We start from the raw sequence: 25154 nt of genomic DNA on the forward strand, positions 1-25154 counted from the left end.
AAAGCGAACTTAAAGATCGATCAAATGAACATTTTAACGAGAATATTTCCTACAAAACATACTACAGCACCATTTTCTAAAATTGACACAAGTCAATATATGCCTGCAATTGATACCGAAATTGCACGCTCTAAAGAAGAAATACATGCCATAACCAACAACGAAAGTATTCCTACTTTTGAAAATACGATTGAAAAGTTAGAATATGTAGGACAACAATTAGACAGAATTACGAGTATTTTTTTCAATTTAAATTCTGCCGAAACAAACGAAACAATTCAAAAATTAGCCCAAGAAGTTTCTCCTAAATTAACCGAGTTTTCTAATGATATTACCTTAAACGAAGCGCTTTTTAAACGTGTAAAATATGTGCATGATCATAAAGAAGATTTAGATTTGACAATAGAGCAAAAAACTTTATTAGATAAAAAGTTTAAGAGTTTTTCTCGAAATGGCGCTAATTTAGCAGAAGATAAGAAAGAACAACTTCGTGAAATTGATAAAAAACTCTCCAAATTAAGCTTGAGTTTTGGCGAAAATGTATTGGCTGAAACTAATAAGTTTCAATTGCATCTTACAGAAGAAAAAGACGTATCAGGAATTCCGAATGGCGCACTAGAAGCTGCAAAAGCAATCGCGAAAAGTGAAAATAAAGAAGGTTGGATTTTCACACTCGATTATCCAAGTTATATTCCTTTTATGAAGTATGCCGACAATAGAGAATTACGTCAACAAATGGCAACAGCTTTTGGTTCAAAATGCTTTAAAAATGACGAATTGGACAATCAGGCAACGGTGTTAGAAATTGCAAAACTACGCCATCAACGTGCCAATTTATTAGGCTACGAAACACATGCACATTTTGTATTAGAAGAACGGATGGCGGAAACACCTGAAAAAGTAATTTCATTCTTAAATGAATTGCTAGAAAAGGCAAAACCTGCTGCTGAACGTGAGTTTAAACAATTGGCAAACTTTGCTAAAAAGCTAGATGGAATTGAGCAATTGCAAAGCTGGGACAATTCGTATTATTCTGAAAAGTTAAAGCAAGAATTATTCAACTTAGATGATGAAAAACTAAAACCTTATTTCAAACTTGAAAACGTTATTGATGGTGCATTTACAGTGGCTAATAAACTATTCGATTTACGTTTTGAGCAAGTTTTTGACATTGATACGTATCATGAAGATGTAAAAACGTATGAAGTATTTGATGGTAATGATAACTTCGTTTCTGTATTTTATGCAGATTTTCATCCGCGAAAAGGAAAGCGAAATGGCGCTTGGATGACTTCCTATAAATCTCAACAACGAAAAGACGGAAAAGTAGAACGTCCGCATGTATCAATTGTATGCAATTTTACAAAACCAACCGAATCAAAACCATCTTTATTGACGTTTAATGAAGTCACAACCTTATTTCACGAATTTGGTCATGCATTACACGGAATGTTAGCAAATACAACCTATCCAAGCTTAAGCGGAACTTCTGTTTTTTGGGATTTTGTTGAATTGCCAAGTCAAATATTAGAAAATTGGTGTTACGAAGCGGAAGCGTTAGCCATTTTTGCCAGACATTACGAAACGGATGAAGTGATTCCGATGGAATATATTGAAAAAATAAAAGCATCTGCAACCTTTTTGGAAGGCATGTCAACATTGCGTCAATTGAGTTTCGGATTGCTCGATATGAGTTGGCACGGAATTGATCCGACAGCAATTACAGATGTAAAAGCACATGAAAGCGCCGCTTTTGAAAACACGAGATTGTTCCCAGAAAATCCAAAAACAGCAATGAGCACTGCCTTTTCACACATATTTCAAGGTGGTTATTCTTCTGGATATTACAGTTACAAATGGGCAGAAGTATTAGATGCTGATGCGTTTGAATATTTTAAAGAAAACGGAATTTTCAGCAAAGAAATCGCTTCAAAATTTGCAACACATGTATTGTCTAAAGGTGGCACAGAACATCCTATGACTTTATACAAACGCTTCCGTGGAGAAGCACCAAAACCTGATGCTTTGCTAAAACGTGCTGGTTTATTAGTGGATTAAATCTTATAAAAACACTTAAAACATAGTTGTATGCGCTACCTTTTTATTTTGCTTTTGCTATGTTTTGGGTGTAAAAATACTTCCGACTCAAAAAATACGAATCCTGTTGTTGAAGATGAGAAAGTAGCTGCAAATTTCAGTTTTGTAGACGTTGTTGAAACATACACAATAAAAGAGCCGTTTCGTCTTTGGCAATACCGTAACAACGGAAAATTGCTCGCTAAAGAAGAATTTGAAGCGTTACAATTGCAACAAATTTTTGGCGATTACAACTCCTCATTGGCGTATCGATTGTTGGCAAGCTTGAATCCTTCTAACAGCTATAATACGCTTGTCTTTGGAATGTCTGATAATGCTACTTTTGGTGCTACACATTTGGCAACCTTTGATTCAAATTACAACTTAATCAGTCACATTCCTGTAGATCATCACGGTCAAAAAGGCGGTTCCGTTATGATATCTTATTTGGATGGAAATTCTTTGTTTGTAGAAAATACAAAACATGATACTGCTTACGAATTTATCATTCGCGAAAGCGGAGCAATTGAAAAGAGCAACAAGCCTGTAACCTTTAAAAAGTATCGGTATTTAGGAAAATTTAAAGGTTATCTTCATGAAATGCCAAAACGAACTGTAAAAGCAAAAAATGGTTTGCTAGTGCGTGATGCAGAAGGAAAACAGATTGGAAAAGTGGAATATGGCAATCTTGTGTATATTATTGATTACACAAAAGATTCACTTACAATTCAGGATGAAGGAAAATCAATAAAAGCACCAAAGGCCAGAATTATACTCGATCCAAAAAAAATAACACAAGGAAAAGATTTTTACATCGAACCGTCAAATATTGGCTATGTGTTTTCAGGTTTTTTGTTCAATAATAATTCAAATTACAAAGAAGATGAGTTTCCGTATGCTTACGAATTTATACGATTGGGAACTGCCGAATTGGAAGAAAACGCAACAATTGATCTTAGAGAACTATTTGAAATTACACGTGTACAGTTCAACACATACAAATCCAAAATCGTAAAAAAACCAACCGTTATAACAACGGACACAACATCGTATAAAAAAGGAAAAGTACTCACATTACCATTTGATAATGGCAAAAAACTCATCCTAAAAGATTCAACGTATAAATCTGAATACAATCCTACGCGCAGTTTCAATGTATCATTCCATGAAGATTTTCCCGATACATATATGGTAAGTGAAAACATGTTTTTTATGGATGATATCTATAGAATTTTAAGCAAAAAAACGGGAGACACTTTGCACACATTTCGTGGTTATCCATACATTTCGCCTACTAAAAAATATAGTGTTGCCATTTTTCATGAGTTTGAATGCATGCAACAAACGTATATGGTTATTAACAAGCAAATGAACGATGGAACATTTCAACATTATGCGTCTTTGCAACCAAATTCATGGTCGTATCCTTTCAAATTGGATAAAAATAATAATCTTGAAAATCATTTTTCTATTCATTGGATTTCGGATACAGAATTCATTGTATATGCTAAAAATGCTGAGGAATGTTACCTAGAAAACGCTTTAGATTATTTCTATTTAAAGTACAAAATCAAGTAAAATTTTCTAAAAATTTAAAATAAACTTTCAATAATTTTTGAAAGTTTAAAACTTTTCATACATTTGTACTATGAATTACAAAGAAGCAAAAGATAAATTTATACAAACATGGGGATCGTTAGGAACCTTGTGGGGAATTAACAAAGCAATGGCACAAATACATGCGTTACTTTTTATCTCTCCTGAGCCATTATCTATGGAAGATGTGATGGAAGAATTGCACATTTCAAGAGGAAATACGAGCATGAACTTACGCCAATTAATTGATTGGGGAATTGTATACAAAACATCAAAGGTTGGCGAACGTAAAGAGTACTTCGCGTCAGAGAAAGACATCAACGAGCTGGCAAAACAAATAGCACGCGAACGCAGCAGAAGAGAAATTCAGCCAACACTAAAAGTGCTAAAAGAAGTGAGCAGTATTGAAGATGATGGCTCTGAAAAAACAAAAGAGTTCATAAGGCAAACAAAAGCACTTCATGACTTGGCATCAACGGCAGATTCAATCATGAATAGAGTTGTAAATCAAGAATCAAACTGGTTGACAAAAACCTTTATGAAACTCTTAAAATAACCATAAAAGGAATTCATTTTCCTTTTTTATTTCAATCTATGTTTCAGTAATTACTGAAAGTTTTAAAAACACAATAGTTATGAAATTCATTTATTACACCAACAAAATCGTTTTAGTATTAACAATTATAGGATATTCAATGCTCTATCCTGGACTTTTTATGCAAGTAATATTAGGAGGAATTCAAGTACTATTTTTCCTTGTATTACTCTTCAATTATGATAAGTTTTCTAAAAAAATAAAAGATCATTTACTTATTTATGGAATAATAGCAAGTTGTTATCTTCTAGTGCTATTCTCCAACCCAGAAACTTCAAATGATGTCATTACCATGATCTGCATGACAGTAATTCCTATGATTATTGCTAGCTATTTTACGTATATCGTTTACGAACTTAAAAAGAAAGTATTATGAAAAATCCATGTCTTCTCTCCTATTTAAAAAAGGAATTCAACACATCGCCTTCAAACAAAGAACAAGTCATTGATTTTTATAATGAAGCAACTGAAGATTATCGTTTTTGGAGTCACGATCTAAACATGCACTTTGGCTATTTTGTTCCGTTCAAAACCAATCTTCTAAAACGTGATAGCATGTTGAATGAAATGAATAAAGAAGTATTTCAACGTTTGAACATCACGGACAAAAAGAAACATATTGTAGATGTAGGTTGCGGAATGGGCGCTTCTATTCGCTATGGAATTTCAAATCATCCAAATCTTGCGGTAACAGGTTTAACGATTTCTCCATTTCAGGTTGAAAAAGGAAACGAATTACTAAATACCCATCGAGGAACGATCTTAAATAGAGATTATCGTAATACATTTTTAAAACCAAATTCTTTTGATGGAGCCATGGCAATTGAAAGTTTGTGCCATACAGGTTGTAGCAAAGATGCGTTGGAGGAAACGTATAGAATCCTCAAGCCAAATTCAACGTTTGTAATTGCTGATGCCTTTACGAAGAAAGATTTCAAGGAAATGAATCCGCTAGCAAAATATACCTACAAAGGTTTATGCGAATCTTGGAGTTTGGAAAACTTAGGTAATGTACATCGTGTGAAGGAAGATTTAGAACGTATAGGTTTTAAAGATGTAAAAGTGCAAAACATTTGGTACCGAGTGGCGCCTTCTGTATTACACGTTCCTTTTACGATCAGTGCTTTCATCTTGAAGAAACTCTTTAAAAAAGAACCGCTAAAACCTGAAAGTATTAAAAATTTAAAAGGCTCATTCTTTGCTTTGTTATCAAGTTTAAGCCTCACAAACTTTGGCTATTATATCATCACTGCTAAAAAGTAATCGTATGAATTTCAACATCATTAGTTACTTACTATACATTCCAATTATATTTTTTATCACGGTAAAAGTAGGTTGGATACTTTACAAGAATGGAGAAGTATTTCTGTATACTATATTAAGTAATGAAACTGAAATTGTAGAAAGTCTCAATAAAATATTATTAATCGGTTATTACCTCATTAACTTGGGTGCAGCCACCATAACTATTGCGTTTTGGGAAACCGTAACCACAAGTTTTGAAATGATTAATGCGCTTTCAAACGTATTAGGAACCACAATTTTAATACTTGCGCTCATGCATTACAATAATATTTTTTGGATCAAATTTTTAAATCGAAAAAAACAAACAATAAACTAACACACATTATTATGGAATCATCAAAGGTTGTCATCGCATATTTTATCTATCTTCCAATCGTTATTGGACTTACAGTATTTGTCTCTAAAAAATTATTTGAAAGTGGAAAAAGCTTCATGATTGATATTTTTAAAGGACAAGAAAACATTGCAATTGCTACAAATAAATTATTTGAAGTTGGCTTTTATTTAATCAATATTGGCTGTGCATTAATCATCATGAAAGTCTACGGATACAATTCAAATTATCCAATTAGCAACCAAAGTCTCATTGAAGTAATGGGAATAAAAATAGGCGGATTTTCTGTGTATTTGGGTATAATGTTATTTTTAAACCTTTTCTTTTTCCTTAGAGGACGAAAAGTAGCTAGAAGCTCTCAAAAACCTGTAACTACAGAAGAATTTACAAAGTTCAATTAATAAAAAGATTACCATGAACACAATTCTAAAGAAAAATAAATACCTGACTTTTGTTCTTGCATACATTGTCACAGCGTTACTTTCAACACTATTTGTATACATTGGAGTAAACATTTTTAACGATTATGGCTGGACAGTTTTTGCGCTAATTCCATTCTTTTCAGGTGTTACAACGACACTAATTCTCAGTATCAACGGACATGTCACTTTTGCAAGTGCCTTTAAAAATGCATTACTCGTACTTTTAGTTTGCTCGTTGTCCCTATTATTTTTTGCGATTGAAGGTATCATTTGCATCGTCATGGCAATGCCAATCGCAATTCCGTTTGTCATCCTTGGCGCATTTGTAGGTTACAAAATTCAGCGTAGAAAAGCTTCAGGAATCAAAATGATAGTATTATACATTGTGATAGTTCCATCGTTGTTGGCTTTTGAAAATCATACAAATACTGAACCAACTGTATTTCCAATTCAGTCAAGTATTGTCATCAATGCGCCAATTGAAGAAGTTTGGAAACAAGTAATTGAATTTCCTCAGATGGAACCACCAACAGAGTTTCTATTCAAAACAGGAATTGCCTATCCAATCAATGCAAATATCGAAGGAAAAGGCGTTGGTGCAATTCGGTATTGCAACTTTTCTACGGGAAGCTTTGTAGAACCAATTACTGCTTGGAATGAACCAAATTTACTAGCTTTTTCAGTAAAAGAACAACCAATTCCAATGCAAGAAATAAGCATGTACGATATCAATCCTGCACATTTGCATGAATATTTTGTATCTAAAAAAGGACAATTTAAACTCACAAAATTAGCAGGCGGAAAAACATTGGTCGAAGGCACAACGTGGTATTACAATAAAATTCAACCAGAAATGTACTGGAAAATATGGAGCAAATACATCATTCACAAAATTCATCATCGTGTGTTGAACCATATCAAAGTAACATGTGAAACAACTCAAAAATCTTAAATAAAGATTCCCACTTTCTTGGGAAATACATATGAAAAAAATAGTCATCGCAGGCGGAAGCGGATTTCTTGGACGCGCATTAATTGATTTTTATCTTCCAAAAGGTTATGAAATCGTGGTGCTTTCGCGAAAAGCCAAAGAAACAGGAAACGACATGCTGCGTTATGTAGCATGGAATGCAAAAACATTGGACATTTGGTTAACGGAACTCGAAGGAATTGAAGCATTAATAAATCTCACAGGAAAATCTGTAGATTGTAGATACAACCCAAAAAACAAAGCTGAAATTTTAAACTCCAGAGTACAATCTACGGAAGTGTTAGGAGAAGCAATTAAAGCTTGTGCTGTGCCACCAAAATTTTGGATCAACTCGTCAACGGCAACCATATATGAGCATTCGCTAGAAAAAGAAATGACGGAAAGCACAGGAATTATAGGAAACGATTTCTCGATGAATGTTGCCAAATCGTGGGAAGAAGCGTTTCACAATACGAAAACACCAAGAACGCAAAAAATTGCCTTGCGAACATCTATTGTATTAGGAAAAAATGGTGGTGCTTTTCTTCCGCTAAAAAATCTAACAAAAGCTGGACTTGGCGGTACGCAAGGAAACGGAAACCAAAAAGTAAGCTGGATTCATGAACACGATTTCTGTCGCGCAATTCACTTTTTAATCACAAAAAACAAAGCAGGAATCTTTAATGTTACCGCACCAAATCCGTTGCCAAACAAAACATTTATGCAAACCTTGCGACGCATTTTAAAAATTCCGTTTGGATTGCCACAGCCAAAATGGTTGCTAAAACTTGGTGCGAGAATCATAAAAACGGAAGCTGAACTGATTTTAAAAAGCCGATTCGTGATTCCTGAAAAATTGCTCACTGCTGGTTTTCAATTTAACTATCCAACAGCAGAAATGGCGATTCAAGAAATTATACAACGAAAAAATTAAACAAAAATACTATGAGTTTTTTAACAGCCGAATGGCGAAAATTAGTCTTTATAAATTATACGGTACAACCTGAATTGTTACAAGAATACGTTCCAAAAGGGACAACTTTAGATAGTTTCAACGGTAAATGTTTTGTCAGTGTCATTGGTTTCTTGTTTAAAAACACAAAAGTCTTGGGTTGTAAAATGCCAGGATTGCACACTTTTGAGGAAGTCAACTTACGATTTTACGTAAAAAGAGAAGAAAATGGTGTTGTAAAAAGAGGTGTTGTATTTGTGCAAGAAATTGTACCAAAACGGTTATTAAGCTTTGTTGCCAACACAGTTTACAACGAACATTACGTCACACGACCAATGTCTCATAGTTGGAATATAACTCCAGCAACGATAGACATTTCATATTCATGGATTCATCAACATAAAGAACAATCGATTGCTATTAAAGCTACGAACAATCCGAAATCTTTTCCTGAAAATTCAGAAATCGAATTCATCTCAGAGCATTATTTTGGTTATACCAAATACAACAAAAACAAAACCTTTGAGTATGAAGTGACACATCCAAAATGGTTGTATTACAAGGTAAATGAATATGCAATAAATGTTGATTTTGAATTAAATTACGGGAAGAAATTTGCACATCTTACCACACAAACGCCAGATTCTGTTTTCGTCATGGAAGGTTCAGCAATTACTGTGGAACCGAAAAAAACACTATCCTAAAAAACATAAACACCTGATTCTACATAAATTATTATTTTTAACTAAACATAGAAAGCTTACATCATGAAATCTATACAACTAATACTACTCACTTTTTTTGCTGGAGTTTTGTACACCAATGCGCAAACCATGGTATTTGACCAAGAATATTACTTTATCGCAAAAGGTGAAGTCAAACAACTCAAACAAATACAAGATTCTGTATACATTTCTGACTGTAATGATTTTCAAAAATGTAATGAAATACCGAGATTCAGTTATAAAGTTTTAAACGATTCAGTGATTGATAAAAATACCAAAACATACATTTTAAAAGGAAAAAGATACAATCATAAAAATCGTAAAGCTGAAGAAAAGAAAGTAATTATTACTAAAATAAAAAACAATAGAATAAAACTTCAAGAGGTGTATGGAAAAGCTGGTAAAAGAAAACTAGAAACGTCCATATTATATGCTACATCAGAATTAGTACCATTAAAACCAATTTCTGAAATTACACAAGAAGAAACTGAAGATATTTTTGAACAAATGGTTGCATACATGAACTATTTAAAGACTACAGAAATCAAGCGGGAAAAATATATGAGTTGGGAAAAAATTAATGATTTGGTTATTGCAAAAGGATATTCTCCAATTGGTGCAGACGAAGAATTGGGTAAAAAATCGGAGAAATTTTAAATGACAAAAATCCATTTAAAAACAACTATAAACGCTCCCATTCAATTGGTTTTTGATCTTTCCAGAGATATTTCTGAGCATGAAGCTTCCACCAACAATACACGTGAAAAAGCCATTGCAGGACACACTTCTGGAAAAATTGAATTGGGAGAAACAGTTACGTGGCGTGCCAAACATTTTGGATTGTATTTGCAACATACAAGTATCATTTCCGCCATGGAATCGCCAACGTATTTTGTAGATGAAATGGTAAAAGGTGTGTTTAAAAGTTTCCATCATGAACACATATTCAAAGAAAACAAAAACGGCACCGAAATGATTGACAACTTAAGCTACGAAGTTCCGTATGGTATTTTTGGAAAGCTGTTTGACTATCTCATCTTAAAATCATATCTGACAAAATTTCTACGAGAACGAAATCAACATATAAAACAACGCGCTGAAGTTTTATAATGTACTAATATTTCAATGTGGTGATTTGATGATTTGAAAATGGTAAATGTAAAAGTTATCGAGAAACTTCAACTGAACAAAAAACAAAGAACAGAGAACAGAGAGAAAAGAACAGAGAACAAAGAACAGAGAGAAAAGAGAAAAGAACATCATTTGTCAATTCGTGACAAAAAAATAAATGCTAAATGTAAAAGTTATCTAGAAACTTCAACTAAACAAATCCACGAATAACAAAAAACAAACAACAAATTAGAAAAATATCGAGAAACATCAACTAAACAACTCCACAAACAACGAACAACGAACAACCAGCAACCAACAATCAACCAGCAACAAACTGCTTAATTCCTGATAGCCAAAAGAATGATTTTTTATTCTAACAATTATCATTTACATTTGATGAAAATAATTTAGACCATCAATGCCAAATCATCAACTTGATCCTAATAAATGGATTACGCTTTATGCGGATTACCTTTTCAACTATACCATTGTTAGGGTAAAAGATAGAGAAACTGCGCAAGACTTAGTCCAAGAAACATTTTTTGCTGGATTAAAATCAATGGCTAATTTCAAAGGAGAAGCTTCTGAACGAACGTGGCTAATTTCTATTTTGAAACGAAAAATCATTGATCATTACCGTAAAATAAATTCTAAAAAAGGACAAGCTGAAGTACGTATCAATTACAATTCTGATGCAGAATCAGAAGGCGATTGGCTAGAAGAGCGCGTTGCTGACGGTTACGACAAAAATGCCGAAGATCAAATTCAGAATGAAGAACTCGGACTTGCCATTGAAGATTGTTTGGACAAACTTCCTGAAAAACAAGCTAAAATCTTTAAAATGAAAACCATCCTCGGTTACGAAACGGAAACGATTTGTAATGAACTAAATATAACTGCGTCTAACCTTTGGGTTATTATTCACAGAGCACGTACAGCGCTTTCTGGATGCCTCGAACAGAATTGGTATTAATAATAAATTACATGAGTACAAAATATAAATTTTTTATATCCTGCGAAGAAGCAAAACATATTTGTGACAAATCACAATATGGAGAAGCTAGCTTCTGGGAAAAAGTAAAACTAAACGTTAGACTATCTTGGTGTCGCATTACAAGAGGATATTCAAGCAACAATAATAAATTGACAAAATTGGTGCAAAAATCGAAGATAGACGTGATCGAAGAAGATAAAAAAGCAGAAATGCAACGCAAACTTCAAGAAGAAATGAGCAAATATTAGTCTACGAAAAAAGTAGTACTAAAAACCATACAATCGGAATACTTTCTACCCAAAAAGATGTAAAGTATTTCGATTTTTTTATGCTTGCTTGCCACACTACAATTGCCAGCAATACACTCAAACCAATGGTACTATAAAATATTGCTAAAAATGTTTCTGTTTGCCAGAATTCAATCACTACAAAAAGTACAATCCAAATGTAGCCAAGCAACTTAGTTTTGGCAACTCCAATACGTTGTGGCAAGGTTTCCAATGCTGGCGCATCAAACTGCAAGTCACAAATCTCAAACGGAATCATTAAAATTAGAATCAACAACATACGTTGTATCATAAAAAATATTGTCGTCTGATTCAATTCAAAAATAGTTGCATTTACCAAAGGCAACACAACTGTTACGCCTGTCCAACACAGGGCAACAATTAAAATTTTAAATTGCGGTAAAGTTCTAAAATTTTTCTGATTGGGTAAATACGGAAGAATATACAACGATGACAACACACTCAATCCAATGGCCCAAAGTAATGTTTCCCATTGTAAATAATATGCGTAAAACAACGCCAATCCGAAACACACAAAACTCAACAATTGAATCCATTTCATATACCGTGAAGCAACAAAAAAATAACGCTTTGCCGAACTGCCATACTTGATAAAATTATATGTAACAATTGTACCATAAAATGTGAAATACAACACAGCTTCATCATATGGTAAGTGAAACAATAACAGTGTACTATACGTCAATGCATACACGCTTAACGCAATGTGAATACTGCTATCTAAATAAAAATTGAAAAGTTTTTTCAAGACATTCATCGCACAAAAATAAAGAAACTGTTCATAACCGATAATTTTCGTTAAAAACTTTCCACATTCGTCACAAAATAAAAGTAAAAGAAGTAATTTTTTAATCGTACTTTTGCATATCAAAAAAAAACACAACTACAAAAGAAAAATATTAAGTCGATGAATACGGATTCTTTTTCACTTAGACATAATGGAACACGTGCCAAAGATGTTCCTTACATGTTAAAAACAATCGGGGTTACTTCTCTAGAACAACTTATTGACGAGACTATTCCTGACGAAATTCGATTGAATTCAGCGCTAGACCTTCCAGCAGGATTAAGCGAAAATGAATTCCTATCACACATGCAAAACCTTGCAGGACACAATAAAATATTTAAATCATATATCGGACTAGGATATCACGAACCTGTAACACCAGCCGTGATTCAACGTAATATATTTGAAAATCCAGGTTGGTATACCGCATATACGCCATATCAGGCAGAAATTGCACAAGGAAGACTAGAAGCTTTATTAAATTTTCAAACAGTTGTTACAGACTTAACAGGAATGGAAATTGCAAACGCTTCCCTTTTAGATGAAAGTACAGCTGCCGCAGAAGCAATGGCAATGTTATTTGCTGTGCGATCAAGAACACAGAAAAAAGCTGGCGTTTCAAAATTCTTTGTCTCAAACGAAGTATTGCCACAAACGATTTCATTGCTAAAAACAAGAGCCATTCCAATCGGAATTGAATTGGTTTTTGGAGATCATACTACATTTGACTTCTCAGATGAATTTTTTGGAGCATTACTACAATATCCAGGAAAACACGGGCAAATTTTCGATTACAGAGCATTTACAGAAAAAGCAAATGCAAACGAAATCAAAGTTGCTGTTGCCGCAGATATTTTAAGCTTAGTATTACTAGAATCTCCTGGAAGTTTTGGAGTTGATGTCGTTGTCGGAACAACACAGCGTTTCGGAATTCCATTAGGTTATGGTGGTCCTCACGCCGCATTTTTTGCTACAAAAGAAGCTTACAAACGATACTTGCCAGGTCGAATTATTGGAGTAACGAAAGATATGGACGACAATCGTGCATTGCGTATGGCGCTTCAAACACGTGAGCAACACATCAAACGAGACAAAGCAACTTCAAATATCTGTACTGCACAAGTATTATTGGCAGTTATGGCAGGAATGTACGCCGTATATCATGGTCCAAACGGATTAAAATACATCGCTAATAAAGTACATTCAAATGCTGTAAATCTTACAAATACTTTAGAAAAATTAGGTTTCGAACAAACAAACTCAGCGTATTTTGATACCATTGTTATCAAAGCTGATGCTGGAAAAGTAAAAGAAGTTGCCGAACAAAACGAAGTGAACTTCTTGTACATTGACGAAGATACAGTTGGAATTTCTATCAATGAAGCGACAACTGCAAACGATCTAAATGACATTGCGTTCATCTTTGCAACAGTAGCCGAAAAAGAAACCATCGAAATAGAAAACACATACACATCAAAAATATTACCATCAGTTTCCAGAGAAACTTCTTTCATGGAAGAGCCTGTATTTAACAGTTACCACTCGGAAACAGAAATGATGCGTTACATCAAAAAATTAGAGCGTAAAGATTTATCCTTAAACCATTCTATGATTGCGTTAGGTTCATGTACAATGAAGTTAAACGCTGCCGCAGAAATGTTATCGTTAAGTTCAGCTCAGTGGAATAACATTCATCCATTTGTGCCAGTTGAACAAGCAGAAGGATATCAAATCTTATTAAAAGAATTAGAGCATCAACTGAATGTTGTGACTGGTTTTGCAGGAACTTCATTGCAACCAAACTCTGGAGCGCAAGGAGAATTCGCAGGATTAATGGTTATTCGTGCATATCATGAATCAAGAGGTGACACACACAGAAACATTTGTTTAATTCCAGCTTCTGCACACGGAACAAATCCAGCAAGTGCTGTCATGGCAGGAATGAAAGTAGTCGTTACCAAAACTTCGGAAGACGGAAACATTGATGTAGACGATTTACGCGAAAAAGCATTGGTACACAAAGATAACTTAGCGGCATTAATGGTAACATATCCATCAACGCACGGTGTTTTTGAAGCTACCATCAAAGAAATTACACAAATCATTCACGATAATGGTGGACAAGTATATATGGATGGTGCAAACATGAACGCGCAAGTTGGATTGACAAATCCTGCAACCATTGGCGCAGATGTTTGTCACCTAAACTTACACAAAACATTTGCCATTCCACATGGTGGCGGCGGACCTGGTGTTGGCCCAATTTGTGTTGCAGCACACTTAGTACCATTTTTACCAAGCAATCCGATCATAAAAACTGGTGGAGAAAAAGCAATTACAGCCATTTCTTCAGCACCTTGGGGAAGCTCTTTAGTTTGTTTAATTTCTTACGGATACATTGCAATGTTAGGTTCAAGAGGTTTAACAGAAGCTACAGAATATGCTATCTTAAATGCAAACTATATCAAAGCGCGCTTGGAAGACGAATACAATATTCTATACACCAACAAACGTGGAAGATGTGCGCATGAAATGATTATTGATTGCAGACCATTTAAACAACTTGGAATTGAAGTGACAGACATTGCAAAACGTTTAATGGATTACGGATTTCACGCACCAACGGTATCATTTCCAGTAGGTGGAACCATCATGATTGAACCAACAGAAAGTGAAAGCTTAGCAGAATTAGATACATTCTGTGATGCAATGTTGGCGATCAGAAGTGAAATTTCAGAAGCAAAAGCAGACAACACAAACAATGTGTTAAAAAATGCACCACATACCTTAGAAATGTTAACGGCAGAAGAATGGAAACTTCCATACTCACGTCAAAAAGCAGCATTTCCATTACCATACGTTGCAGATAACAAATTCTGGCCATCCGTTAGAAGAGTTGATGACGCGTACGGAGATCGAAATTTAATCTGTACTTGTGCGCCAATTGAAGCGTACGCAGAAGCATAAAAAATATTCTGAAAAGGAGCGTTCTAAAAAACGCTCCTTTTTTATTTCTTCCTATTTTTCATTACACAATTGTCAGTTTTTAGGCTTTTATTTTAGAAATTATCTAAAACCTTAACATTTGAGTGCATTATTCTCAAAAATTCCAATTTCGGCTTCCGATCTGAAATATTAACGCATATTAATTGTTAATTTAGTTCTTTAAAACCCAAAATTGTATTGAAATGAACGTTAAAATTACGGGGACAGGATGCTATATTCCCTCTGAAGTTGAAACAAATGAAGATTTCCTCCAGCATAAATTCCTCAATGACGATGGGAGCCCTTTTAAACAAAACACAGATATAATTATCAAAAAATTCAAGTCCATCACTGGAATTGATAAACGCAGATATGCAGAAAAACAACACACGTCTTCTGACTTGGGTTATCTTGCCGCTGAAAAAGCAATAGCTGATGCTAAAATTGATCCTGAACAACTTGATTATATTATTTTTGCTCAAAATTTTGGCGACGTTGCATACAACTCTGTTCAGAGTGACGCCGTACCAAGTTTGGCAAGTAGAGTGAAACATCTCTTACGTATCAAAAATCCAAAATGTGTAGCATATGATGTTGTATTTGGCTGTCCTGGTTGGGTTGAAGGCATGATACAAGGATATGCATTCATCAAAGCAGGAATTGCAAAAAAATGCCTCATTATCGGTTCGGAAACTTTGTCAAGAGTTATTGACAAACACGATAGAGATTCTATGATTTACTCTGATGGCGCTGGCGCAACAGTTATTGAAACTACAGAAGAAGATAGCGGAATTATTGCACACGAAACGGCAACACATTCCTATAATGAAGCACATTATTTATTCTTTGGAAAATCATACAATACTGAATTAAAAGAAGATACTCGATACATTAAAATGTATGGACGTAAAATTTACGAATTTGCACTAACGCACGTGCCAACTGCCATGAAAGCTTGTTTGGACAAAAGTGGCGTTGCCATAAGTGACTTAAAAAAGATTTTTATTCATCAAGCAAACGAAAAGATGGATGAAGCTATTATCCAACGTTTTTACGAATTGTACGACCAAGAAATTCCAGCAGGAATTATGCCGATGACAATTCATGATTTAGGAAATAGTTCGGTGGCTACGATTCCAACATTGTTTGATATGGTAAGCAAAGGAAAAGTGGAAAATCAAGAAATTAAAAAAGGCGATATTGTGATGTTTGCCAGTGTTGGTGCCGGAATGAACATCAACGCCATTGTGTATAAATATTAGACATGAATCTGGATACGATAGCCATTATTGGTGGTGGAAATTTAGGAAAATCGATTGCGCAAGGACTGTTAAAAAACAACTATGCGCCTGAAAAAATCTACGTCACACGCACAAAAGTTGCGTTATTAGATGATTTGAAAGCCCAAAACGTACACACAACTTCCAATAATATAGAAGCAGTACAACAGGCGAATATTCTAATTTTCGCCTTAAAACCTTATCGTATCAAAAGTGTTCTCCAAGAACTTTCTTCTTACATTACACCAAATCATTTGATCATTTCTGTCATAAGCGATTTCTCGTTGAAACAACTTTCCGATTGTGTCGCTTCGAATGTTCAAGTAATTCGTGCCATGCCAAATACGGCAGCAGCAATCAGTGAATCTATGACGTGTTTGGCAAGTAAAAATGCAAGCGCAGAAAACATGGCAAAAACCAAATTTATTTTTGATGCGTTGGGCGAAACTATTGAAATTGATGAAAGTCTTATGGATGCCGCAACAGTTTTAGGCGCATGTGGAATTGCTTATGCATTGCGATTTATAAGAGCGATGATTCAAGGTGGAATTGAAATTGGATTTGATGCCAAAACCGCTACCAAGATTGCTTCACAAACGGTCAAAGGTGCGAGCGAATTATTACTCCAAAATGGCAATCATCCTGAAGAAGAAATTGACAAAGTAACGACGCCAAAAGGATGCACAATTGCGGGACTTAACGAAATGGAACATCAAGGATTTAGTTCTTCTTTAATTAAAGGAATTACAACTTCAATTGAAACAATTCAGAAAGATTGATCTTTTAGATTACTTACGCAATTACATCTCACAGATACACTTTACTATTTTTCAAATAGAATCTGCACGTCTTCAAAGCTTCGCGCAACAGTTCTACGGAGTTTATCGAATTAAAAAGAAATCCACGAAAAACAAAAACGAACTCGTAAAAAATAGAAATGATTCCTATTTTTGCAAAAAAACAAGTACATGAAACTAAAGCTTTTCAATGAGTTTAAAGAATTTGCCGTAAAAGGTAATATGGTCGATATCGCTATCGGTGTTATCATCGGTTCGGCTTTTAATAAGGTAATTGATGTGTTGGTCAAAGAAGTCTTTTTACCACCTTTAACATTACTTACGGATGGAATTAATTGGTCTGATAAAAAAATTATTCTAAGAGATGCAATTGATGATGGCACTACCAAATTACAAGAAGTTTCAGTAGCATATGGAAAACTTTTTGAAGTATTGGTCGATTTTGTAATTATAGGTTTTACGGTTTTTTTGGTCGTAAAGTTTATGAATTCTATGCGCAATAAAGCACAGGATCCCAAAAATAAAACTGTTGTCACACCAAAAGATATTGAACTACTGAATCGTATGACAGAATTGTTGGAAAAACAAGTGGAAATTGCAGAACGAAATGCTTCAAACGAAGTAAAATAAGTTTAGATTTTCTAACACTCGATATTACTTCACTCCTAGTTTCTGAGCAATCCAATTGTTGAGCATTGGAATCATTCGGAGTTTATAAATTACAAATCCGTTGACCAACATACAGGTTCCAACTTTCAAAATAATATCTAAAATCGTCGCATTGGTTGTTGGAAGATGGTGTAAAATAGCAACACTTCCCAAAAAGACAGGTAAAAGTATAAAATGCTTTTTGGTAAACGGTTGTATTTTATATTTTGAATAGATAAAAACAAGTTTCACACTATTGTACAACGTCATGGAAATCAAAGTAGCATACGCAGCGCCTTCAATTCCTAAGTTGAGATATTTGATAAAATAGATATTCAAAGAAATATTTAGCACGACTAAAATCGCAATCGCAACCATATTGAAACGATAATATTTTGAATACAACAAAATGTGCGAATTGAATCCTGTACTCATGTCAATAACTACGTTGAAACTCAAAATTAAAATTACAGGAATCGTATCTACTAAGTTGTCACGCGTTGGTAAAATAGAAAACAAATCGTCAACTCCTAAAAAGATACAACTGAGCAAAAATCCGCCAAGCGCAAACAATAACATCGAAATTTCTTGATACTTTTTTCCTAACGAAGCAATATCATCTTTGGCAATATATTCACGAATTATTGGACTATAAATCGTGTACAAACCAATGGCAGGAATCGCCAATGTTGCCGCCAAAACAACGCCAATACTATACGTTCCGTTTGCAGTCATTGCATCGTTTTCAATCAGGTTTGGAACCATAATTCCATCAATTTTAAACGCAAGTAATGAACCTAAAATACTGAGAAAAGCAAACACACTATACTTTATATATTCGCTCCGAAACGAACGATCAAACACTTTTTTATATGCAAAATCAAATTGAATATTCGCTACTTTTTTGACATATACCAAGGCAATAATCAAGAGTACAACGAAGCAAGCTGTGTAGATCAATTTGCCCGTTTCTACTGAAATCATTCCTGCCAAAAGCACTAAAAATATAGTTGGGAAAAATACTTTTATTGAAAAACGTTCCAATACTGTTGGAATGGCTATTTTTTTATAATTTGATACTTGCCGTTTGCTTACATCCATTATCGCGAACGCAAAACCTACTACAATAGAGTATTCGATGTAATCAAAAGCATGAAAATTTGGCAACAAACTCGATAGTGAATTCGCTAATAATAAAAAGACAACTGAAAATAAAATACTATTAATGACAACAATTAACAACGTACTTGAAAAAAATATATTTCGCTTTTCGGCTTCATCTTTAAAACGCGGAAAATAATTGACTAATGATTGCGAAGTTCCAAATACAAAAAACGCCATCAAAATTTGTGCACCATCAAAAATGTAGCGTATAATTCCTAAAAATTCTTTATTATTTGGATAGATGAAAAGTGTAGATACAATTCCAATAGCAGCACCAATATAATTGATAATGCTAAATTTGAGCGCTTGTGATGATACTTCTTTTTGTTGCTTTTCCAATCGTAGAAAATATTATATCACAAATGTACACAAATGTATGGAACGTCTCTTGTTTTTAAAAAATGATCTCAAGGCAAAAAAATTCACCCTTACTTTAGATTTTACGTTCTAAAAATCCAATAATCCGATTATCTAACAACTCTTTTACATATATTTGTAGTACCAAGACATGAACATGTACAATAAATTTTATCCACATAAACGCTATCGCAATACGCTTGAATTTTTGAAAGAAACCATTCCTGATGGTGCAAAAATTTTAGATTTAGGCGTGCCAAATCCTTTTTCAGAAATTATGCAAAAGGAAGGATACGTTGTAGAAAATACCAAAGGAGAAGATTTAGACGAAGATTTTTCATCCGTACAAGAAAGTGACGCAGATGTGGTAACTGCTTTTGAAATATTTGAACATTTAGTAGCACCATTCAATATTTTAAAAGAAATCAAAGCAAAGAAAATTGTAGTTACCGTTCCGCTACGTTTGTGGTTTGCTACGGCGTATAGAAGCAAAACAGATCCGTGGGACAGACATTACCATGAGTTTGAAGACTGGCAATTTGATTGGTTGCTTGAAAAAGCTGGTTGGGATATTATAAAGACCAAAAAGTGGACAAATCCTTCGCGTCCACCCATTGCGCCACGTCCTATTTTGCGCCACTTAATTCCTCGCTATTACGCTGTGTACGCGGAACGCAAAGCATAGTTTATGAAAATTTACATTGTCATTCCTGCACATAATGAAGCCGCGCATATTGAAGCGACATTGACTTCCATTGTGGCACAAACCAAACTTCCCGAAAAAGTAGTGGTTGTCAATGATAATTCGTCCGACGATACCGAATTGATTATTGACGCTTTCGCGAAAAAACACGTTTTCATTTCAAAAGTGAATACCAATGCTACAAACGAACATTTACCCGGAAGCAAAGTCGTAAATGCATTTTACAAAGGATTTGAAACCTTAGACGGTACTTTTGATGTTATTGTAAAACTTGATGCAGACCTTATTTTACCAAACAACTATTTTGAAACCATTGCCAATCATTTTAAAAATGATGAAACTATTGGAATTGCTGGCGGACTTGCATTTATTGAAAAAGATGGCAAATGGATCTATGAAACTATTGCCGACAAAAACCATGTTCGTGGACCTTTTAAAGCCTATCGAAAAGCTTGTTTTGATCAAATTGGTGGTTTGCAAAAAGAACTTGGTTGGGACACAGCAGATGTATTATTAGCTCGTTTTTATGGTTGGAAAGTACATGTTGATCAATCATTGCACGTAAAACATTTGAAGCCAACTGGAAACGCTTACCAACAAAAAGTACATCAAAAACATGGCGCCGTTTTTTACAAATTGGGCTACGGATATTGGATTTCGCTGATTTCTGCGTTCAAAATAGCACTGAAAAAGAAAAGTTTCAGCGTATTTTCAAGTTATATGAATGGTTTTTTGAAAGCCAAGAAAGAGAAAACTCCCAAAATGGTAACTCCTGAGCAAGCACGATTTATCCGAAAGTACCGTCGCACTCAAATGCTTCACAAACTAAAAAAGTTCTTCTTATTTAGATAGTAGGAAAATTAGGGATTAATTATCGCTTTTTTTACAAAAAATTATCATCTTTCATAAAATAACCGTATTTTGTTGTCATTGTTATCCTTCAAAAACCCCTAAGCAAAAAATAATATTCATGATTACCGCAGTTATTGTTGAAGATGAAAAATCTTCCATGGAATACCTTTTGTCTTTACTTGCAAAAAGCTATTCTAATATTCAAGTCATGGCAACAGCTTCCAATGTTGACGATGCAGTGACGATTATTAAAAAAAATGCTCCTGATATTGTTTTTTTAGATATTGAATTGCAAGACGGAACCAGTTTTGAAGTCCTTGACAATTTGGGACAGCACATGCCTTTTGAAATCATATTTACCACAGGTTTTTTAGATTATAAAGAACGTGCAATGGATTATTTTGCCTTTTATTACCTCAACAAACCTGTTCAGGAAGTAGAACTTAAAAAGGTATTAGACATGTATTTCATGAAGCGTACTTCGTTTGATGTAAAGAAATATGTGGCGTTTAAAAATCAAATTCAAGCCAAGAATCAAATTATAAGTGTCATCATTAAAGATGAATATATTCCTATAGAGTTGAAAGATATTATTTTTTGTGAAGCTTCTGGAAGTTATACATTTATTCACACAATTAATGGCGATAAATTACTAACTACCAAGAATTTAAAACGCATTGAAGACCTTATTGAAAATGAAGCTTTTTATAGAGTTCACAGATCAAAATTGGTCAATATGGAATATATTTCCAGCATTTCTAAAGGTGGAATTATTCGCATGTGTAACAATGTTGAAATTACAACTTCAGTACGAAGCAAAAAGAAAGTGATTGATACATTTCAGTTGTACTTACAAACCAAACCTTAGTCTTTTAATACTTCTTCAATAGGATTTCCTGTAGCTCCATTTGGAAACGCAATGTCTAAAAGTACCGAAATTGTTGGTGCAATATCTGTAATTACAGTACGTCTTACGGTGGTACCTTGTTGAATTCCATTTCCATAGAATAGTAACGGAACGTGCGTATCATAGTTGAATCCTGAACCGTGCGTAGAACCTGTTCTTCCGTATGAAATTGTGGATGGCTTTAACACAAAACAAACATCTCCAGAACGTTTTTGGTTGAATCCTTTTTGTATAGACGCTGCAATTCCTGTAGAAAATTCTCCCGATTGCAACGTTGTTCTGGTATATACTTTTGCAATTTGATCGTATGCTAACAATTCACGTTGCAATACATTTTCTATAGCTGTTGCTGAAACTGGCAAGCGTTGTACTTCTTCATGATTTAAGAAAATTTGTCCATTTGAAATATTTTCAATTAAGTTTTCACTTCCATAACGTGTCTTTAAAAATGCTTCTAAATGTTTTTTAAGTGACGAATTGCTAAAATAGCCAGCTGGAATTTTTATACTTTTCAAATACGATGGCACATGTACTGCCGCATGATCAGCCGTTAAAAATATAGTATAATTCCCTTTTCCAACTTCTGCGTCAAGCGTAGCTAATAAACGTTCGATATCTTTGTCTAATCGTATGTAGGTATCTTGAATTTCTTTAGAATTTACCCCAAATTTATGCCCAACATAATCCGTACTTGAATAACTCAACGCTAATATATCAGGTGTAGCATCTTTTCCAAGTTGTTCGCCTTTGATGGCTGCAATGGCAAAATCTGTTGTCAGACTATTTCCGTATGCTGTTGATTTTAAAATATCGAAGCCACCATTTTTTTCTTTCAACGCAGCTAAATCATATGGAAAATTCGCGTTGGTTTTTCCTTTAAATGTACCTTCAAATTTATTTGTATCAGCGCCACTTTCCGTGTACGTATTGATATCGTACAAGGTATTCCAAGTTGTTATATATTTTTCTGCGGCATCACTGGCATTAAAATCTTGTACCCAAGCTGGCAAAGTATTTTGATAATATGTACTTGTAATCCAGTTTCCTTTGTCTTTTCCATAAAACCAATATGCACCATTTGCGGCATGTCCTGCTGGCAAAATAGCGCCTCTATCTTTTATAGCAATTCCGATCACTTTTCCGCGCTGCTGTGTTGCCAAACGCAATTGATCTGAAATGGTGGTCGTTTCCATTCGATGTGGCGACATTTTCCCTTCATATTTATCTGCTACACCAACTGAAACATAGGCATCATCAAAAGCGCAATATGCAAATTCCTTTTCCGCTTTGTTATACCAATCATTGGCAATAATTCCGTGATTTTGCGGCGTAGTTCCTGTGTATACAGAAGCATGTCCTGGACCTGTATATGTTGGAATGTAATTGTAGTGATTGTTTTTACAATTAAATCCTTCACGAAGCATTCGTTTAAATCCTCCTTCACTATATTTATTTTCAAACTGAGTTAAATAATCATACCGCATTTGATCTACAATAATTCCGACAACTAGCTTTGGTGTTGCTGTTGTTGTGCTTTGTACTGTTGCAGTCTTGCTATTCGGAGTAGCTTTTACTTTCTGTTTCACAGAGATACATTGAATACAGAAAATGGAGAGGATACTTAAAACGATAATTCTTTTCATGATGAGACGTGCTATTGGTCTTACTTTTATGGCTGCTCAAAAATAGTTGTTTTCTTCCAATTAGTTTTACCTTAATATTAAATAGCTGATTTATTTTATTAGCTTGTTCGAATAATGTATTTTTAACCCATGATTTACCTAGAAAATATAGGACGCTATTTTTTGATGTTGAAAAGCGTATTTAGCAGGATGACAAAATGGTCAATGCTAAGAAATCTTATCTTTAAAGAGATTGATGATTTAATCATTGGTTCCATGGGAATTGTATGTTTTATTTCCTTCTTTGTTGGTGGTGTTGTTGCAATTCAGACTGCCTTAAACATCAATAATCCGCTGATTCCAAAATACTTGGTTGGTTTTGCTACGCGACAATCGGTTATCTTGGAATTTGCACCTACATTTATTTCTATCATTATGGCAGGAAAAGTAGGTTCATTTATTACTTCTAGTATAGGAACGATGCGTGTTACAGAGCAAATTGACGCATTGGAAGTTATGGGTGTTAATTCGCTCAACTATTTGGTATTTCCAAAAATTATAGCGTTATCATTATATCCATTTGTTATTACAATTTCTATGTTTTTAGGAATTTTGGGGGGTTGGGCAGCTTCAATTTATGGTGGTTTTTCAAGTAGTGCAGATTTTATTCAAGGATTACAGATAGAGTTTATTCCGTTTCATGTAACCTATGCATTTTTAAAAACATTTATTTTTGCCTTTATTTTGGCAACAATTCCATCATTTTATGGGTTTTATATGAAAGGTGGCGCTTTGGAAGTTGGAAAAGCAAGTACGACGTCATTCGTTTGGACGAGTGTTGTTATTATTTTATTAAATTATATCATCACACAATTATTACTGACATAAATGATTGAAGTAAATAACATAAAAAAATCGTTTGATGGCGTTGAAGTTTTAAAAGGAATTACAACAACATTTGAGAAAGGAAAAACCAATTTGATTATTGGGCAAAGTGGTTCGGGTAAAACTGTTTTTTTAAAAACATTACTTGGTTTATTTAAGCCTGATGATGGCACAATTTTGTTTGATGGAAAAGATTATAGAACTTTTACAGAAGAGCAAAAGAGAGACTTACGAACGGAAATTGGGATGGTTTTTCAAGGAAGTGCTTTGTTTGATTCTATGACCGTAGAAGAAAATGTAATGTTTCCGATGCGAATGTTTTCTAAAAAATCTAAAAGTGAAATGCAAGATCGTGCAGATTTTGTATTAAAACGTGTTAAATTGTTTGATGCACATCATAAATATCCCGCAGAAACTTCTGGAGGAATGCAAAAACGTGTTGCAATTGCGCGTGCTATTGTAATGAAACCAAAGTATTTGTTTTGCGATGAGCCTAATTCTGGATTGGATCCGAAAACGGCTATTGTTATTGATAATTTGATTCAAGAAATTACAGAAGAATACGATATTACTACAGTAATTAATACGCATGATATGAATTCTGTCATGGAAATTGGTAAAAAAATTATCTTCTTAAAAAACGGTCACAAAGCTTGGGAAGGCACAAACAAGCAAATCTTTAAAACGGATAACAAATCTGTAACTGACTTTGTATATTCTTCCGACTTGTTTAAAAAAGTACGCGAAGTGTATTTAAAAGAATTGGAAGATTAGACT

At 34.1% G+C, this 25154-nt stretch carries 26 protein-coding genes; 23 read left to right on the forward strand and 3 right to left on the reverse strand.

Annotated features, from left to right (window positions below; genetic code table 11):
• The first annotated feature begins 24 nt into the window (after positions 1-24).
• From AA089_RS10555 to AA089_RS10625, 14 genes are all read left to right on the forward strand, one after another.
• Complete coding sequence (locus AA089_RS10555; protein WP_046756910.1) at positions 25-2058, forward strand: M3 family metallopeptidase; 2034 nt, start codon at positions 25-27, stop codon at positions 2056-2058.
• Between the two features lie 30 nt (positions 2059-2088).
• A complete protein-coding gene (locus AA089_RS10560) occupies positions 2089-3654 on the forward strand; it encodes a hypothetical protein (RefSeq protein ID WP_046756911.1) in 1566 nt (521 codons plus the stop codon).
• Positions 3655-3724: 70 nt separating this feature from the next.
• Positions 3725-4228 (forward strand): GbsR/MarR family transcriptional regulator, encoded by a 504-nt coding sequence (locus AA089_RS10565; RefSeq protein WP_046756912.1) that lies wholly within the window; start codon positions 3725-3727, stop codon positions 4226-4228.
• Between the two features lie 79 nt (positions 4229-4307).
• The gene (locus AA089_RS10570) at positions 4308-4643 is read left to right on the forward strand and encodes a hypothetical protein (protein ID WP_046756913.1); all 336 of its coding nucleotides are present in this window, start codon (positions 4308-4310) and stop codon (positions 4641-4643) included.
• Positions 4640-5530: an SAM-dependent methyltransferase gene (locus AA089_RS10575; RefSeq protein WP_046756914.1), complete on the forward strand. Its 891-nt coding sequence runs from the start codon at positions 4640-4642 to the stop codon at positions 5528-5530. The genes AA089_RS10570 and AA089_RS10575 overlap by 4 nt, the downstream gene beginning before the upstream one ends.
• Before the next feature lie 4 nt (positions 5531-5534).
• A complete protein-coding gene (locus AA089_RS10580; protein ID WP_046756915.1) occupies positions 5535-5888 on the forward strand; it encodes a hypothetical protein in 354 nt (117 codons plus the stop codon).
• An 11-nt stretch (positions 5889-5899) separates the two neighbouring features.
• Positions 5900-6307 (forward strand): hypothetical protein, encoded by a 408-nt coding sequence (locus tag AA089_RS10585; protein WP_046756916.1) that lies wholly within the window; start codon positions 5900-5902, stop codon positions 6305-6307.
• A 13-nt stretch (positions 6308-6320) separates the two neighbouring features.
• The gene (locus AA089_RS10590; protein ID WP_046756917.1) at positions 6321-7280 is read left to right on the forward strand and encodes an SRPBCC family protein; all 960 of its coding nucleotides are present in this window, start codon (positions 6321-6323) and stop codon (positions 7278-7280) included.
• 31 nt (positions 7281-7311) lie between these two features.
• Positions 7312-8232 (forward strand): TIGR01777 family oxidoreductase, encoded by a 921-nt coding sequence (locus AA089_RS10595; protein WP_046756918.1) that lies wholly within the window; start codon positions 7312-7314, stop codon positions 8230-8232.
• 11 nt (positions 8233-8243) lie between these two features.
• Positions 8244-8954 carry a YqjF family protein gene (locus AA089_RS10600; RefSeq protein ID WP_046756919.1) on the forward strand — a complete coding sequence of 237 codons (711 nt, stop codon included), beginning with the start codon at positions 8244-8246 and terminating at the stop codon, positions 8952-8954.
• 63 nt (positions 8955-9017) lie between these two features.
• Positions 9018-9632: a hypothetical protein gene (locus AA089_RS10605; RefSeq protein ID WP_046756920.1), complete on the forward strand. Its 615-nt coding sequence runs from the start codon at positions 9018-9020 to the stop codon at positions 9630-9632.
• Entirely contained in the window at positions 9633-10085 is a 453-nt protein-coding gene (locus AA089_RS10610; RefSeq protein WP_046756921.1) for an SRPBCC family protein, read from the forward strand.
• Between the two features lie 421 nt (positions 10086-10506).
• Positions 10507-11061 carry a sigma-70 family RNA polymerase sigma factor gene (locus tag AA089_RS10620; RefSeq protein WP_046756923.1) on the forward strand — a complete coding sequence of 185 codons (555 nt, stop codon included), beginning with the start codon at positions 10507-10509 and terminating at the stop codon, positions 11059-11061.
• Positions 11062-11072: 11 nt separating this feature from the next.
• Complete coding sequence (locus AA089_RS10625; protein ID WP_046756924.1) at positions 11073-11330, forward strand: hypothetical protein; 258 nt, start codon at positions 11073-11075, stop codon at positions 11328-11330.
• A gap of 1 nt (position 11331) precedes the next feature.
• Here AA089_RS10625 and AA089_RS10630 read toward each other — a convergent pair whose 3' ends face one another.
• On the reverse strand, positions 11332-12138 hold the full coding sequence (locus AA089_RS10630; protein WP_156168967.1) for a UbiA prenyltransferase family protein: 807 nt from the start codon (positions 12136-12138) through the stop codon (positions 11332-11334).
• A 159-nt stretch (positions 12139-12297) separates the two neighbouring features.
• Between AA089_RS10630 and gcvP the strand changes: the two genes are divergently transcribed.
• The 4 genes from gcvP (at position 12298) to mscL (ending at position 17869) form a co-directional block, all read left to right on the forward strand.
• The gene (gene gcvP / locus AA089_RS10635; RefSeq protein ID WP_046756926.1) at positions 12298-15144 is read left to right on the forward strand and encodes an aminomethyl-transferring glycine dehydrogenase; all 2847 of its coding nucleotides are present in this window, start codon (positions 12298-12300) and stop codon (positions 15142-15144) included.
• A gap of 221 nt (positions 15145-15365) precedes the next feature.
• Positions 15366-16424: a 3-oxoacyl-ACP synthase III family protein gene (locus AA089_RS10640; protein ID WP_046756927.1), complete on the forward strand. Its 1059-nt coding sequence runs from the start codon at positions 15366-15368 to the stop codon at positions 16422-16424.
• Positions 16425-16426: 2 nt separating this feature from the next.
• The gene (gene proC / locus AA089_RS10645; RefSeq protein WP_173427055.1) at positions 16427-17221 is read left to right on the forward strand and encodes a pyrroline-5-carboxylate reductase; all 795 of its coding nucleotides are present in this window, start codon (positions 16427-16429) and stop codon (positions 17219-17221) included.
• Between the two features lie 189 nt (positions 17222-17410).
• The gene (gene mscL / locus AA089_RS10650) at positions 17411-17869 is read left to right on the forward strand and encodes a large conductance mechanosensitive channel protein MscL (protein ID WP_046756928.1); all 459 of its coding nucleotides are present in this window, start codon (positions 17411-17413) and stop codon (positions 17867-17869) included.
• Between the two features lie 24 nt (positions 17870-17893).
• Here the strand turns inward: mscL and AA089_RS10655 are convergent, their stop codons facing one another.
• Complete coding sequence (locus AA089_RS10655) at positions 17894-19390, reverse strand: lipopolysaccharide biosynthesis protein (protein ID WP_046756929.1); 1497 nt, start codon at positions 19388-19390, stop codon at positions 17894-17896.
• A gap of 175 nt (positions 19391-19565) precedes the next feature.
• On the opposite strand from AA089_RS10655, the gene AA089_RS10660 reads away from it, so the two are divergent.
• The 3 genes from AA089_RS10660 to AA089_RS10670 all read left to right on the forward strand — a co-directional run bounded on the left by AA089_RS10660 (position 19566) and on the right by AA089_RS10670 (position 21831).
• Positions 19566-20093 carry a class I SAM-dependent methyltransferase gene (locus tag AA089_RS10660; protein WP_046756949.1) on the forward strand — a complete coding sequence of 176 codons (528 nt, stop codon included), beginning with the start codon at positions 19566-19568 and terminating at the stop codon, positions 20091-20093.
• A gap of 3 nt (positions 20094-20096) precedes the next feature.
• Complete coding sequence (locus AA089_RS10665; protein ID WP_046756930.1) at positions 20097-20963, forward strand: glycosyltransferase; 867 nt, start codon at positions 20097-20099, stop codon at positions 20961-20963.
• Between the two features lie 118 nt (positions 20964-21081).
• Entirely contained in the window at positions 21082-21831 is a 750-nt protein-coding gene (locus tag AA089_RS10670) for a LytR/AlgR family response regulator transcription factor (protein WP_046756931.1), read from the forward strand.
• Here AA089_RS10670 and pafA read toward each other — a convergent pair.
• Complete coding sequence (gene pafA, locus AA089_RS10675; RefSeq protein WP_046756932.1) at positions 21828-23513, reverse strand: alkaline phosphatase PafA; 1686 nt, start codon at positions 23511-23513, stop codon at positions 21828-21830. The genes AA089_RS10670 and pafA overlap by 4 nt on opposite strands.
• Before the next feature lie 129 nt (positions 23514-23642).
• Between pafA and AA089_RS10680 the strand changes: the two genes are divergently transcribed.
• Both AA089_RS10680 and AA089_RS10685 read left to right on the forward strand, forming a co-directional pair.
• A complete protein-coding gene (locus AA089_RS10680; RefSeq protein ID WP_046756933.1) occupies positions 23643-24380 on the forward strand; it encodes an MlaE family ABC transporter permease in 738 nt (245 codons plus the stop codon).
• The gene (locus tag AA089_RS10685) at positions 24381-25151 is read left to right on the forward strand and encodes an ABC transporter ATP-binding protein (protein WP_046756934.1); all 771 of its coding nucleotides are present in this window, start codon (positions 24381-24383) and stop codon (positions 25149-25151) included.
• Positions 25152-25154: the final 3 nt, after the last annotated feature.

The organism is Kordia jejudonensis, assembly GCF_001005315.1.
Lineage (GTDB): Bacteria > Bacteroidota > Bacteroidia > Flavobacteriales > Flavobacteriaceae > Kordia > Kordia jejudonensis.